This is a genomic window from Paenibacillus sp. E194, assembly GCF_000935845.1.
GTDB classification, from domain to species: domain Bacteria; phylum Bacillota; class Bacilli; order Paenibacillales; family Paenibacillaceae; genus Paenibacillus_B; species Paenibacillus_B alvei_B.
Map to the genome: position 1 here is coordinate 1 of NZ_JMDX01000151.1, position 15,204 is coordinate 15,204.

The 15,204-nt window shown below is 47.7% G+C and carries 9 protein-coding genes and 1 pseudogene; 5 read left to right on the top strand and 5 right to left on the bottom strand.

Annotated features, from left to right (window positions below; translation table 11 throughout):
* Positions 1 to 4,524: amino acid adenylation domain-containing protein (locus AZ66_RS30015; RefSeq protein WP_197081737.1), on the bottom strand; the 4,524-nt coding region annotated here is incomplete at its 3' end.
* Between AZ66_RS30015 and AZ66_RS31980 the strand changes: the two genes are divergently transcribed.
* Positions 4,502 to 4,825 (top strand): hypothetical protein, encoded by a 324-nt coding sequence (locus AZ66_RS31980; RefSeq protein WP_197081738.1) that lies wholly within the window; start codon positions 4,502 to 4,504, stop codon positions 4,823 to 4,825. The two genes, AZ66_RS30015 and AZ66_RS31980, sit on opposite strands and share 23 nt — an antisense overlap.
* Here the strand turns inward: AZ66_RS31980 and AZ66_RS30020 are convergent.
* The 3 genes from AZ66_RS30020 to AZ66_RS30030 are packed head-to-tail and all read right to left on the bottom strand — an operon-like array spanning position 4,763 to position 9,575.
* Positions 4,763 to 7,963, bottom strand: a complete 3,201-nt coding sequence (locus AZ66_RS30020) for a type I polyketide synthase (protein WP_052648665.1) — start codon at positions 7,961 to 7,963, stop codon at positions 4,763 to 4,765. The genes AZ66_RS31980 and AZ66_RS30020 overlap by 63 nt on opposite strands.
* Before the next feature lie 59 nt (positions 7,964 to 8,022).
* Positions 8,023 to 9,117: an AMP-binding protein gene (locus AZ66_RS30025; RefSeq protein ID WP_082061654.1), complete on the bottom strand. Its 1,095-nt coding sequence runs from the start codon at positions 9,115 to 9,117 to the stop codon at positions 8,023 to 8,025.
* Positions 9,012 to 9,575: a hypothetical protein gene (locus AZ66_RS30030; RefSeq protein ID WP_052648670.1), complete on the bottom strand. Its 564-nt coding sequence runs from the start codon at positions 9,573 to 9,575 to the stop codon at positions 9,012 to 9,014. The genes AZ66_RS30025 and AZ66_RS30030 overlap by 106 nt, the downstream gene beginning before the upstream one ends.
* A gap of 315 nt (positions 9,576 to 9,890) precedes the next feature.
* Between AZ66_RS30030 and AZ66_RS19240 the strand changes: the two genes are divergently transcribed.
* The 4 genes and pseudogenes from AZ66_RS19240 to AZ66_RS19255 all read left to right on the top strand — a co-directional run bounded on the left by AZ66_RS19240 (position 9,891) and on the right by AZ66_RS19255 (position 14,928).
* Positions 9,891 to 10,574, top strand: coding sequence for a response regulator transcription factor (locus AZ66_RS19240; protein ID WP_021255661.1), 684 nt, complete (start codon positions 9,891 to 9,893; stop codon positions 10,572 to 10,574).
* Positions 10,575 to 11,576, top strand: coding sequence for a sensor histidine kinase (locus tag AZ66_RS19245; RefSeq protein ID WP_044356300.1), 1,002 nt, complete (start codon positions 10,575 to 10,577; stop codon positions 11,574 to 11,576).
* A gap of 94 nt (positions 11,577 to 11,670) precedes the next feature.
* A pseudogene (locus AZ66_RS19250) lies at positions 11,671 to 12,355 on the top strand (ABC transporter ATP-binding protein).
* Positions 12,352 to 14,928 (top strand): FtsX-like permease family protein, encoded by a 2,577-nt coding sequence (locus tag AZ66_RS19255; RefSeq protein ID WP_044356301.1) that lies wholly within the window; start codon positions 12,352 to 12,354, stop codon positions 14,926 to 14,928. The pseudogene AZ66_RS19250 and the gene AZ66_RS19255 overlap by 4 nt, the downstream one beginning before the upstream one ends.
* Positions 14,929 to 14,995: 67 nt before the next feature.
* Here AZ66_RS19255 and AZ66_RS30785 read toward each other — a convergent pair.
* Positions 14,996 to 15,204: carbohydrate-binding protein (locus AZ66_RS30785; RefSeq protein WP_231586953.1), on the bottom strand; the 209-nt coding region annotated here is incomplete at its 5' end.

Sequence of the window (15,204 nt, forward strand, 5' to 3'; positions counted from 1 at the left end):
GGCCATTTTCATTTCGGCCGAATTGCGCGGCGCCACATAGGTCGGCTGCAGATCTGTTCTTTCGTGACCAGGATTTGGAAGCGAATCGCGATCGATTTTCCCGTTATTCGTAAGAGGCATCGATTGCAGCCTCATAAAGAGGGAAGGGAGCATGTAATCTGGCAGCCTGCTTTCGAGATGCGTCCGCAGCACCGGCATAATATCGCTCGATTGATCCGTTTCCACGTAGGCAATCAGACGCTTGTCTCCATGTGGATCAACGTCCGCAATAACGAGAGCTTCCCTTACGGACGGATGTTCCTTCAGCGCCGCCTCGATTTCCCCCAATTCGATGCGATATCCCCGTATTTTCACCTGATGGTCCGCACGTCCCATATATTCGAGTTCGCCGTTATGCCGAATGCGGGCCAGGTCGCCGCTTTTGTACATGCGTGCATCAGGATCATTAGAGAACGGATTGAGGACGAAGCGCTCGCTATTTAATTCGGCCCGGTTTAAGTACCCTTTAGCGACTCCGGGGCCTCCTACGTACATTTCGCCAGTCACACCAGGAGGAACGGGCTGCATATGACGGTTAAGGACATACACCTTCGTGTCCGGAAATGGAATTCCGATCAAGCTTCCCGTGTCCTGCCCGATATCCTCAGCGGTTATTCGGCGGTAGGTAGAAACTACCGTCGTTTCCGTGATTCCGTACATATTGATAAATTGAGGTGAACGATCGCCGTGTCGATCGATCCAAGGCTTTAATGACTGAAAGTCCAGCGTCTCCCCGCCAAAATTAATATAACGCAGGCTTAATTTTGACGAGTCTTGTGATTCCTCATATTGAGCCAATGGCCGAAATGCCGACGGCGTCTGGTTGAGGACGGTAACCTTGTGCTCCTCCAGCAAGTGATACAGGTTTTCCGGTGAACGACTCGTCAGAGGGGGTACGACCACCAACCGTCCGCCATAGAACCAGGCGCCCCACATTTCCCATACGGAAAAGTCGAAGGAATAGGAGTGAAACAGAGCCCAAACATCGTCTTCGTGAAAACCAAAAATGGATTCGGTAGACGTAAACAGCCGGACGACGTTCTCATGCGAGATCATCACGCCCTTCGGCTTCCCGGTGGAACCGGAGGTGTAAATCACGTAAGCAAGATTGGTGGAAGGCAGCTCCACGTTCAAATCTTCGCCGGATAGCTTCTCTATCGTATCCCGCTCTTCATCCAGGCACACCGTTGCGAGCTCATGCTGCGGCAAGGAGCCCAAGAGATGAGATTGAGTGAGAAGAATGGCTGGAGCCGCGTCTTCCATCACATAACGGATGCGTTCCGCAGGGTACGCGGGGTCAATCGGCACATAAGCAGCGCCCGCTTTGAGCACGCCGAGGATGCCGACGAGCATGTCCAGGGAACGCTCGACCAATATCGCTGCCTGCACACCCGGCCCTGCCCCCAGCGTACGCAAATGACGTGCAAGACGATTGGCTCTCTCATTTAGTTCGCCGTAGGTTAGTTGTTGATGATCATATACGGCGGCAACGGCATCGGGTCTGTGCTGGGCCTGCGCCTCAAACACTTCATGAAGACAGCGATGATCACTCGGAAGATTCACCGGCTCTCCAGCAAAAAGCAACCGTTCCCGGTCTGCATTGTTAAGGAGAGGAAGCAAGGCGATTGGGGCTTTTTCGGCAGACGGTTCAATAATGGCCTGCAATATATTTTCGTAATAGGTTAAATATCGTTCGATCGTATCTTTCCGGAACAGATTCGAATTATAGGTCAGATCCAAAAGAATAGTTCGGTTGAATTCCATGACATTGAAACTGAGCTCATATTTCGTTGCCGTAATCGGAGTAGGGATGGTATCGACTTCAATATTGCCAGCATCCGGGATATTGACTCTTCGCTCATAGTTAAAAACAACTTCAAGTGGCGATAGACGATGAGAGGCATCGGGATTTCGAAATACGCTGCTGAATGAAAACTCGCCGTGCTCCTGGGCCTCCAAAACAGAAGTCTTCACCTGGCTTAGCAAACGCGTAAACTCAGCGTGCTCATCCATTTCGATGGATATCGGCAATAATGTGATCGCATATCCAACATAGCTGGAGCCGCCAGGCAGAGAGCGTTGGGCAAAAGGCACCCCGACGGTCAGATCCGTCTGATGCGTCAAACGATTAAGAAGCAGGGCAAAGGCACTTAAAAACGTAACGAAAGGAGTGACCTTATTGCGCTGCGAAAAGCGGTTCACTCGATCGGCAAGCGTAGGATCGACCATATGCCGAACAATGGCGCCATTGTAGGTTTTTTTATGCGGCCTCCTCATATCAAGCGGCAAATCCAAGGTCGCGGCCGTATTGCTGCCTGTTTTGTTCAACCAATACAGGTTATTGGCTTGACGCTCCTCACTGGATTCCTGTTCTTTTTTCCATGCCAAGTAGCTTATTAATTGTAAAGGCTCCGGCAAATGAATGGGCTTGCCTTTCAACAATGAGGAATAGATCTGGAACATTTCTTCAAGAATAATGCCGATAGAGTATCCGTCTACGATGACGTGACTTGCGGTAAATACGAGATAATGCGAATCGGCCGTCAGTTTGAGCAGCGTACTGCGGTACAAACTTCCCGATGCAAGAGGGCGCTCTGTCTCATCGCGAATCCAATCTATTGCAGCAGATTCCGGATTCAAATAAGTTGCGGAACTCAAATCCAGCACCGGCATATCGACGCGAACCTTCTCCCGAAGCGGTATCATATTGCCTTGATGATCGAATGTCACCCGCAAGGAATCGTGTCGCGCCACGACACTGTTCATTGCCTCTGTTAATAATGAATGGCGGAGCGTGCCTTTAAGGGAAAGCACTACGGTCTCATTGCATGCGATGGCTGCCTGATCGCCTAGCTGCGAAAGCACCCATAACTCCCTCTGATCCTCAGATACAGGGATAAGTTCCTTATCGGAGGCCTTCTGTCCAGCTGGAATGCGGGCACCCGGAAACATTTGAGCGTCAATAAGCTCTGTCATCGTATCCTTGATTATCCCAATCAACTTGCGGATGTCCTCGTCTGAATGCTCCGTCGACAGGAAGCAGTTGCGTCCTTCCCAGATATACACGCCCTTTTCCAGTAGGCCATAGAAGAACAGATCCATGTTCACTTGATAGACAAATCGGAAGAGGGAGCCGAAGTGAACCATCTTCATAGGAATATTCGCAGACTCGAAGAAATCGTTCAATTCGCGCACCAAATAGGCTGTCTTCTCATTGACGATCTCTTGCAATTTAGGGCCGGACTCCAGCAGATGAAGCAGAACGGCATGCGTGCAGGCCATCGTAATGGGATGCTTGCAGAACGTGCCTGCGATTATGGTTGTTTCAGCTTGCGGGTAAGAGCGGTCACCAAAATTCCATTGCCCTCCATCCACGGCATCCAAGAACTTCGCGCTGCCGGCCACTACTCCAATGTGCATGCCTCCGCCAAGGATTTTGCCGTAGACGCACATATCCGGTCGAATCCCCGATATGCCCTGAAAACCGGCAGGATGAACTCGGAAGCCGGTAATCACTTCATCAAATATCAGCGCCGTATTGTTGCTCCGCGTGATTTCGCGAAGCTCCTCCAAAAATGCGATAGGAACGAGGTCAGGACGACGGCTTTGTACAGGCTCGACCAGTACTGCTGCCAACTCACCGGACATGGATCGTATGATCTCCAGTGATTTCGGATTATTATATTCGAGAATCATGACGTCTTCGGTAAGCCCGGCAGGAATGCCTGGCGCCATTGGCGAAGCTCCATTAGATCCGGGACGATTGAACATGCTGGCCAGGACGCCGTCATACGTGCCGTGATACGATCCTGCGAACATGGCAATCTTATTCTTGCCGGTTACGGCGCGCGCAAGCCTTAGGGCAGCCATTACCGCTTCCGTCCCAGAATTGCAGAAGGTGCTTCTGTCCAAGCCAGTAATCTGGTGAATGAGGTCGGCTACTTCTCCTGCGGTGCCGGATTGCGGGCCTAGAGCATAGCCGTTTTGAAGCTCACGCTTAATCGCGTCGTCGATAAACTCAGGGGCGTGACCAAAAAAATTCACGCCGAAGCCCATCGTTAAATCGATATATTCATTTCCGTCCTTATCCCAAAAACGCGAACCTTTTGCATGATCGACAACGGGCAAATAATGAACTTCTTTCGTAGAAAACCGGAAACCCGATGCACCGCGATAATCAGCGAACACGGGGCGATGCTTGGCTATCCACTCCTTCGATTTTTTTGTTTTATCGGCCAATCGTGCCACGAGCGCTCTGGCATACTGTTCTTGCATACCAGATACGCTTTCTTCTTTCTGATCCTGCCATCTTTGATAGGGAACCCAGGCTTTTTCAGAGGTTGCCGGCAGTGAAGGCGCGGCAGGGGATTCCGGTCGGATCGCCATTGTACTTGGATGAACATTCGATCCATTCAACGGTTGATTGTGAATGAAGGATAGTTGATGTTGGATGACACGTTCCATGGAAGCCAGTTGTTCACTCATTAATCCAAGCAGCCCCGATTCGTTGTGCATCGAATTGGAGAGCACTGGGGACGGCGAATCGACTACTGTCGATTTGGAGAGTGCCAGAGATAGCGAATCGACGGCTGACGGGCTCGGCAACTGTTCGGTCAGCGCTGGCGGCGCATCATGCGGCATAACCGATTCGATGGCTGCGCATAGCTTGGAAATGTTCGTGATTTCGGTGAAAAAATCGCGCGCCGAAAAGGTTACTCCGTATTTATTTCTTTACTTTTTGAATCACGTCCATCAGAATGAGCGAGTCGGCGCCCATTTCCAATAAAGGCAGGTTCTCATCGATTCTTGCCACGTCTTGATTCAGCAGCTGGGCGAATATTCCCTTGATCTCCATCATAATAGAAGTTCTGATATTGCTATCTTGGGTTGCTTTCACCAACTTTTCCTCCTTTGGCGATTCCGAATTCATATGACCGCCTAGCCAGCATTTTGAATAAGCAAACGGATAATTCGGCAATTGCGCGCATTCATGAGTGTCCAGCGGGTAGAGCACCTCAAATTGGACTTGTCCGCCAACGACGTACAGATTGCCTACGGCTTCGAGCAGCGCATATTCGTCATCCCTTCCTTTTAGGAGAGAAGGAATCCATTTATAGGCGCCATCATTGAATTCTCGCTGTCCAATCCGAGACAGTACGGCATGAGCACCGATTTCCAGAAAGATATTGCACCCGTCATTTACCAATGTATATAAAGAGTCTTTGAACCGAACAGCTTCCCGCGTATGCCTGATCCAATACTCGGCGGTAATTGACCCGATGAAATCGCCGGTTACGTTAGAGACAAGCGGAATTTGGGGAGGATTGAATTTTAATCGTTTTATGATATCGTAATAGTCTTGCAGCATTGGCTCGACTAATTGCGAATGAAATCCATAGTTTACCTCAAGCGGTACGGAATGAACGCCTGCCCGTTGCAGGTGGTTCGTAGCTTCAGCCACATCATCCGGGGCGCCTGCAATGACAAAGTTATTGCTGCTATTAATGGCGGAGATTTCTACGTTTGAATGGGCGTGAAGCACGCTTACCAGTTCATCCATATCTCCCATGACTGCCGCCATTGCTCCAGGCTCGCACTTTTGTGTCATGAGCTTTCCTCGCTCGGCAACTACGGCCAAAGCATCATCAAGAGAAAATACCCCTGCAATGCATGCCGCCACATATTCGCCCACGCTATGTCCGACAACCGCAGCAGGTTCGATTCCAAGCGATAGCCATACTTGTGCTAGAGAGTACTCGATCGCGAAAAGAGCGCACTGCGTGTAGTCTGTACGGTGAAGGAGAGCTGACGCAGAATTATTTTCTACATCATAAATGACATCCAGGATAGAATGATCCAAACGATCTTTTACTAAATCGGCGCATCGATTCATGTTCGTGCGAAACACTTCTGAGCTTGCATACAAGCCGCGCGCCATATTAACATATTGGCTTCCTTGTCCCGTAAACATAAAGACGATTTTGGGAGAGTGGACGAGACTGCCTGCAATGCCGTTGACCCCGCGAGCGGAGAAGCTCCGGACTTTCTCATGTATCTCTTCAAGTGAGCCGCCAACGAATGATGCCCTGTGTAGAAATGCCGTTCGGCGGGTATTGGCCGTTCCGCATATGGCTCCTAATTGCTCCGAGGATGCATGTTGTAAATAGGAATCGTACGTGGAAGCGAGTCTAACTAATCCGTCTGCGGTAGGGGATGATAATGTCAATAGATGCGCTCTCGATCCCATGGCATTGTTAGCTCGTTTATCGGCACGGGATGGTGCCTCCTGCACAATAATGTGGGCATTCGTTCCGCCAAATCCGAACGAGCTCACCCCGGCTGCTTTTACAGGTTTGATCCAGCTTTCCGTCTCAACAGGGATGCGGAGACGGGAACGATCGAGACTAATGTATCGATTTAGCTTGGTCATGTGTAAATGGGCAGGGATTTCGCCGTGCTGAATCGCCAGTACTGTTTTGATAAGTCCAGCAATGCCGGCAGCCGCTTCGAGATGTCCGATATTCGTTTTGACGGAACCGAGATAGCAGATGTCGTCGTCGTTGAACCCTGCCGACGGACAACCATAAATCTCTTTAATGGCTTCAGCTTCAATAGGATCTCCCAAAGGCGTACCAGTGCCATGGGCCTCTACATAGCAGATGTCCGCGGGTTTCAGCTGCGCCTGCTCGATTGCTTTGCGTATCACTTGTCTTTGCGCGATCCCATTAGGCGCGGTTAAGCCGTTGCTGCGACCGTCTTGATTAACGGCCGTTCCTTTAATGACTGCATGAATCCGGTCACCATCCGCAATCGCATCCTTTAAGCGCTTCAAGATAACGACCCCGCAACCTTCTCCGCGGACATAACCATTGGCCCTGTCGTCGAACGTCTTGCATGTTCCATCCTCAGACAGCATTTTGGCTTCCTGCAAGCCTTCCGTGATGCTGGCGGAAAGCAATAGATTTACCCCGCCGGCTACAGCCGCATCGCATTCTCCGTTGAGCAGACTTTGACATGCATAATGAAGGGCTACTAATGACGACGAACAAGCAGAATCGATACACATGCTTGGACCTCGGAAATCATAAAAATACGAAATCCGATTGGCGATTATGCTCAGCGCACCACCTGACACTTGATACGGCTCGGACTCATTCGTTTTGCTTGGTTTTGGCAAATAGATATAATCGGTAGCGCTGGCCCCTATAAATACACCTGTTGCGCTGCCCTTAAGATGAGCGGGGTTGATGTTGGCATTTTCGAATGCTCTCCATGTCACCTCCAGCAACAGCCTTTGTTGGGGATCCATGCTTGCCGCCTCTCTAGGGGAGATGGCGAAGAATTCACTGTCGAATTGATCGATGCCTTCCAGAAATCCGCCGAACATATGAAAATCGGGATTTATGCCGCATAGCGCTTTTCTTTTGTCGTCGATGTCGGATATCGCGTTTTTTCCGCCCTTCAAAAGTTCCCAATATGCCACGATGCCGTCCGCCCCAGGAAATTTCCCTTCCATGCCGACGATAGCGATTGAATCATCAATCGATCCGCGATCTGCATCAGGCTCTTGGACGGAAGGTTGGCTTGCGATAGAGTCTAGGTATTGCGCAAGCTTATTTGGCGTCGGATAGTCCCAGATCAAGGCAGGGGACAGCGTCATACCCAACCGGTCGGCAACATGATCGATCATTCTGACCGCCTCTAACGAATCCAGGCCGAATCTGACAAAGGATTCATGTTCGTTCAGATTGGTCTTTGCATTGCAATGATGATGCAAATAGGACATGATCATTTCTAGGCTTGAAGATTTTCGCTCCGTGGAAACAGGGGCAGGACTGATGTTGTCGCTTTCCTTCGCCTGCGAAGCGGCATAATTCTGTGCCAACTTGTATCTTTGCACTTTACCGCTTGTCGTTTTCGGCATTTGCCGAATCGGTATTACCTTTGCGATTTTCCAGCCTCCGCGCTGGAATAAATGGTCTTCTAAGCTTTCGGACAGCGAGGCGAAGTGAGCATCATTTTTTTGCTAACGACAAATACGACGATATCATCCTCGCCTCTCTCTTTGTTGTATACGCCGCAGGCAGCGATCTTACCTAATTCAACGCCCTCGACTTCTTCCGCTGTCCGTTCAATATCATGCGGATAAATGTTTTGGCCGTTCACAATAATCATGTCTTTGAAACGCCCTGTCATAAATAGACTTCCATCGATGAAAAAGCCTAAATCTCCCGTTCTGACCCATTGATCCGCCGTGAACATGTCGGCAGTAGTCTCTCGGTTATTGTAATAACCGGCAGTTACATTTTTTCCTTGTATTTGAATATGGCCGATTACCTTATCCGGCAAAATGCGATCATGATCGTCGCAGATTCGGATCGCACAGTCATCAATTGCATGTCCAACTTCGACAAAGGTAAGAGTATGTTCAGTGGATTTGTCCGAAATGACAATCTCTTGGCCAATGTTTAATAAGCTGCGATCCAGGTGAATCGGCACAAACTCAGTTTTGCCATCAGTGAGGGAGACGGCAACAGTTGCCTCGGCTAGGCCATAAGCTGGCCTTATGCTTGTCCGCTGCAATCCATATGGCGCCATCTTATCCAAAAACTCATTGCAAAGCTCTGACGAAATGGGTTCGGCACCATTTACAATAATTCGTAGTCTAGATAAATCCCAATCGGCGGCAATCTCAGGCTTGAACATTTTCAGAAAGTATTTGTAGCCGAAATTTGGGGAAGAAGTGATGGTAATATTGTGGTCGTTTATTTTTTTGAACCAAAGCGTCGGTCTGCGTATAAACACGGATGTTGGCATGATGTATTGATTTACGCCTTTGATGAGCGGGGTGATATGGAAGGAGATCAGCCCCATGTCATGAGTTAACGGCATCCATGACAAAAAGGAGTCGCCATCCCTCGTTTCGAACCGATTATTGATCGCACACGTGTTGGAGTATACATTTTCATGCGTCACAATGACTCCTTTTGGATTGCCCGTTGAACCGGAAGAGAACTGAATGAAGGCAATCGTACGGGACGAACCTTGATGAATCGTTCCGTGGGCGGGGGGGAGCACTCCAACGCTTCCAGATACACGGTCTTATCGGCTATCACGTCCATGTCGTGCAATGTTTGTTGGTTATCCGAGGCGTGCGCGCGCAATCTTTCTATTACAGGCGGCGAAGTTGCAAGGTAAGGGTTTTGGAGTGTATCCCAGATTTTAAAGAACTTGTTTTTGTGCTCCGCATTGCTGCCGACCGAGACGGGTACGGCAATAATTCCGCCTAGTATGCAGGCCCAGAACAAAAAAATAAAATGTTCTGATTCGTCATCATTCAATTGAAATACAAGCTCGTCGCCGGCACGAATGCCGTGAGCTTGCAAGGTATGCAAATACATAAGGGCATTATCAAAGGCTTGCTTGTAACTGTAAAACCGTTCTTGCCGATCTCCTGTAATGAGCGTTACGCCATGTACATGGTTCTCGCGGACATCTCTTACTGCCTGAATAAGCGCAGATTCGGATTCGTTCATTGATTATCCTCCTTTGTGAAAGTGAAAGGGACTTGTGCGACGACGGAAAACTTTATTTCTCAGTAAATAGCATGTAAACCATGAAATGGTTCCCTATTATTTACAACCCTTATTCTAGTTTATGATACAAAAAATGTATATCGATGATTTTGTCGCAATTTGGTTTTTTATGTCATAAATAATATATATTTTTATAATGTATGATAAATCCTGTTGATTACGCATAAAACCTCTTCCCATCAGAAAATGATAGAGTATATAATGTCGACACGAAGATGAAAGAATGAATTCAGTCATAGAGTAGGGGAACTAGTGATGAAGATATTAGTTGTAGAAGACGATAAAACGATCGCGTCCGGATTGGAATATTCACTGCAGCAGGATCAATTTGATACCCTGTTGTGCCATGATGTCGCATCAGCTAAGAAAATGCTCACTGAAAACATTGATCAATTTGCGTTATGTCTGTTCGATTTGTCGCTTCCAGATGGAAGCGGGTATGAACTGTGTAAAATGGTGAAGGAGCGGCAAGATATTCCGGTTATCTTCTTAACCGCGATTGACGATGAGGTCAACGTCGTCATGGGTCTGGATATGGGGGCCGATGATTATATTACGAAGCCTTTTCGAGTTCGCGAACTTCTGTCACGGATCAAGTCGGTGTTGCGGAGATACCATAAACCATCGCAGGCAAAAACAATCATTGATATCGGGAATGTGCGTATCAATACGCTGGAAGGCAAAGTGTACAAGGATCGGGCTGAAATCCTATTGACCGCATTAGAATACCGCTTGCTGCTGATCTTTGCCAATCATATTGGGCAGGTTCTTACGAGAAATCAGCTGTTGGAGCAGATTTGGGATGTTGCCGGCGAATTCGTAAACGATAATACGCTAACTGTGTATATCAAGAGGCTGCGGGAAAAGCTGGAGGATGATCCGCAGCATCCGGCAATGATAAAAACGATCCGTGGATTCGGCTACAAGGTGGGTGATTAGATGCTCCGCAATCGAGAAATACAAATCCTATTGACAGTTATGGTCACAATCAGTACAGCAGCGATCGCCGTCGCTGCTTTTATATCGCCTGCTGCATTGGCACTTGTTGTTATCTTGTCGCTTCTGCTTATAGGAAGCAGCTTGGCATTTACGAGATGGAGATATCGAGAACTTGAGAAACTTTCAATTTATTTGCGCGAAATCAGCAGCGGCAATGATTCGCTCGACGTACGCGATAACCAAGAAGGCGAGCTCAGCATTTTGAAGAACGATATATACAAAGTGACACTTATGCTATCCGAGCAGCGCTCACTGCTGCAGCGGGACAAAATGCAATTGACGGACGCCATTTCGGATATCTCGCATCAGCTCAAGACGCCGCTTACTTCCATGACGGTAATGGCCGATTTGTTAAGCAGCGCTGATCTGCCGCCAGTCAAAAGAATGGAATTCACCCACAACATTCGAATTCAACTGGAGCGAATCGATTGGCTTGTGTCATCTCTCCTAAAGCTCTCGAAAATGGATGCCAAAACAATTCCATTCAAAAAAGAGCCAGTATTGGTTAAACAGCTTATCCAGCAGGCGCTAGAGCCTGTCCTGATACCGATGGATATTAAGGAACAGACAGTTTCGATCAATGGAGATGACAACGTCTCATTTATAGGTGATTTCAATTGGACATGTGAAGCCCTTATCAATATTTTGAAAAATGGCGTCGAGCATACGCCGGAAGGCGGAGCAATCGCCATATCATTTTCAGAAAATGCGCTGTTCACGGAAATTGTCATTGCCGACAGCGGCAAGGGCATACCAAAAGAAGATTTGCCGTACATTTTCAAACGATTTTATAAAGGGAAGCATGCTAGTGAGGGGAGTATCGGCATCGGTCTGGCAATGGCTCATAGTATTATCGCAAGTCAGAGCGGAGTAATCGATGTGAGGAGCGACGGCAAAAAAGGAACCGAGTTTCGGATTAAATTATATAAGCATGTCATTTAACCGAAAGTGACTAAATCGTCACTTTCACAGTCACTGGAGAGTCATGTTGGACAGATAGAATGATATCCATCAGCAAAGCTATGGAGGTTGACACATGGACATTTTACGAATTGAACATCTGTCTAAACAATATGGGAAAGGTGAATCGGCGGTAACAGCACTTGATGACGTATCTTTTTCCGTGCGAAAAGGGGAATTCGTCGCGATTATTGGGCCCTCTGGGTCGGGGAAATCGACACTTCTGCATATGCTGGGGGGGGTGGATCGGCCGACTAGCGGCAAAGTGTTCGTTGAGGATACGGACACTGTATGCCTTGGACGAAACGCAGCTGGCCATCTTCCGGCGGAGACAAATCGGCCTGATTTATCAGTTTTTCAATCTCATTCCTGTCCTGACCGTGGAAGAAAATATGACGCTGCCGCTTTTGCTGGATAAACAAAAGGTAGATAAAAAGCAATTGGACGTGCTTGTAGGGACATTGAACTTGAAGCATCGGCTAAACCACCTGCCTAACCAGCTATCTGGCGGACAGCAGCAAAGGGTCTCGATCGGCAGAGCACTTATTAGCAATCCTTCGATCATGCTTGCAGATGAGCCGACAGGGAATTTAGATAGCAAAAATAGCAGTGAGATCGTTGACTTGTTAAAGATGTTAAATAAGACCTATCAACAGACGCTGATCGTGATTACACACGACGAACGAATCGCCTTGCAGGCTGATAGGATCGTTTCCATTGAAGACGGAAGGATTGCCAAGGACGAGGTGATCCGTCCATGAACATCGTCAATACACTCACGATCAGACATTTGAAGCAAAATAAGCGGCGCACGCTGGTTACGATCATAGGCGTCATCATTTCGGCTGCCATGGTGACGGCTGTGGCAACGCTAGGCTTTTCTTTTTTGGATCTCATGCAAAGGCAAACCATCGCAGAGAGTGGAGAATGGCATGTCCTTTATCAAAATGTAAGCAAAGAACAGCTTGAAGCCATTCAGAACGATGATGCAACCAAAGTCGTCACGATCACCAAAGACCTCGGATATACCCCGTTAGTAGGGGCAGACAATTCAAGCAAGCCATATTTGTTTATCCAGGCGTATAATGCACAAGGCTTCACGCATTTCCCCATTCAGTTGAGCAAGGGACGACTGCCTCAAACGGACAAGGAGGTCGTGATTTCGGAAGCCATAGTGAAGAACGCAAAGGTGAACTATGAAATCGGCGACCACTTAGCGCTGTCAGTCGGTGAACGATTCGAGAAGGGCAGCGATCAACCGCTGGATCAAACGAGTTCATTGCGCCGTGAAGATGGAAAATTGACTGAATCCATACAGCAAATCACGAACAAGGAATACACGGTGGTAGGCTTCATCAAACGTCCGGTCATGGAACCAGCATGGTCCCCAGGATATACCATCATTAGCTATATCGATGAAAACAGTATAAAGGCAACTGATCGAGTCAATGCGGCAATTGTCCTGAAAACCGTTGATCATTCCTTATACGATCATGCTAAACAGCTGGCGAAAAGCAACAACATCGATTCCGTCCAATACAATTACCGTTTACTTCGCTATTATGGCATATCGAAAAGCGAGTTATTTTCCATATCGGCGATCATCATGGCAGTCATCATCATCGGCTCGATTTCGTTGATCTACAATGCGTTTGCGATATCTGTCTCGGAGCGTTCCCGTCATCTAGGGATGCTTGCAAGCGTCGGGGCTACCAAGCGGCAGAAGCGGAATTCGGTGTTCTTCGAAGGTGTCATCATAGGTGTAATTAGCATTCCCATCGGGATCCTGTGTGGTCTTGCCGGGATAGGGATTACCTTCTTGCTCATCAATCCCTTTATCCAAGGGGCATTTGGGACATCGGAAAAATTAACACTCATCATTACTCCAATGTCGCTCCTGATTGCCTGTGTTGTTTCGATGTTGACGATTTTCATTTCGACATTTATCCCGGCGATAAAAGCTTCCAAAATTTCTGCTATTGACGCAATTCGCCAAACTTCCGATGTGAAGCTGACAAGGAGAGCCGTGAAAACGTCGAAGCTCATGCGCAAGCTATTCGGCATCGAAGCCGAAATCGGATTGAAAAATATAAAACGAAATAAGCGGAGATACCATGCCACTGTATTTTCACTCGTAATCAGCATCGTCCTGTTTTTAACGGTGTCATTTTATACCTCCAATCTAAAGCAATCCCTAGCACTCTCACAGGAAGGTGTTAATTACGACATTCAAGTCTGGTACAACAATGGGAAACAAATGGACGAGACGACGGTTCAATCGATTGTATCCCTTGACGATGTGAGCGAATACAATGTGACGAAAAGTTACATGGTCAACGCCTGGATCGAAGAAGCGGCAATCGCCGATGAGCTGCAAGAAGCGGTCAAGAAGGATCGGAGTGTACTGAAGGAAGGGAAATACCTTTATAGCATAAAGATTAATGCAATGAACGACTCGAGCTTGCAAGCCTATGCCAAAGCGGTTGGCGCAAATGTCGAGCAGCTGTTGAATCCAGATCATCCCGCCGCGATCGTGGTGGATACGATTCAATATAAGGACGAGACAACCAATAAATTTGTGCAAACGAAGTCCATTCATGCCAAAATCGGTCAAAGTCTCCATTTGAGCTATACAAACGAAGAAACAAATAAAGAAACAGAATTAAAAGAGGTAACCATCGCTGCGAAGACGGATCAATTGCCTATGGGAATGCGTTCGGCAGCAGTAGGCGAGTTAGATATTGTCGTATCAAAACATGTCTTGGAGCGACTCATTGACGAAAAGATTGAGGCATTCGGTCAAGCTCAATTATTTTTAAAAAGCAAAGATCCTTTGAAGACACAGCAGGAGATTGAAGAATTCAGTGATTCTAATCTGTCCTTTTTGAATGAATACCAGTCTAGAGTAATGGAAGAACAAGGGATTTTGATCATGTCCGTCTTCACGTATGGCTTTATTGTTTTGATTTCAGCTATTTCAATCGCGAACATCTTCAATACAATCTCGACGAGCATATCGCTTCGGAAGCGGGAATTCGCGATGCTGAAATCCGTTGGGATGACGCCTAAAGGCTTTGCGAAGATGATGAACTACGAGAGCATTTTTTATGGAGTGAAATCGCTCTTGTACGGCCTTCCTCTAAGCTTCATCGTCATGTATTTCATTCATAGAACATTGTCGAGTAAATATAGTTACGAATTCCCCCTTCCATGGATAAGTATTCTCTCTGTCATAGCTGCCGTATTTGTCATCGTTGGTTCGGCCATGTTATATTCCAGCGCGAAGGTAAAGAAGGAGAACATTATCGATGCGTTGAAGCAGGAGAATATATAAGATTCCGAGCAACCCAAAAATAGCCGACAGCAACCTCGAAGGAGATGCTGTCGGCTATTTGCCATTTCTAAGGGATTACTTTCCACACATCAGCGCCTGAAGAACCTGGCGTTTCGCCTTGCGTCCACCATTTTGCTTCATAATTCACACCATTATGCGTTACTTTATTACCGGCTACATACACGGTCGTTGCGCTCCAAGCCGGATATGTAGTAGGGGCGGACGGTGTAGTAACGTTTAGAACATTGCTTGCTGACGATACGTTGCCAGCAGCAT

Coding starts and splice junctions, on each gene's coding strand:
- AZ66_RS31980 (WP_197081738.1), top strand. CDS start 4,502: ATGGAAGCCAGTTGTTCACTCATTAATCCAAGCAGCCCCGATTCGTTG.
- AZ66_RS30020 (WP_052648665.1), bottom strand. CDS start 7,963: ATGCCGAAAACGACAAGCGGTAAAGTGCAAAGATACAAGTTGGCACAG.
- AZ66_RS30030 (WP_052648670.1), bottom strand. CDS start 9,575: ATGAACGAATCCGAATCTGCGCTTATTCAGGCAGTAAGAGATGTCCGC.
- AZ66_RS19240 (WP_021255661.1), top strand. CDS start 9,891: ATGAAGATATTAGTTGTAGAAGACGATAAAACGATCGCGTCCGGATTG.
- AZ66_RS19245 (WP_044356300.1), top strand. CDS start 10,575: ATGCTCCGCAATCGAGAAATACAAATCCTATTGACAGTTATGGTCACA.
- AZ66_RS19255 (WP_044356301.1), top strand. CDS start 12,352: ATGAACATCGTCAATACACTCACGATCAGACATTTGAAGCAAAATAAG.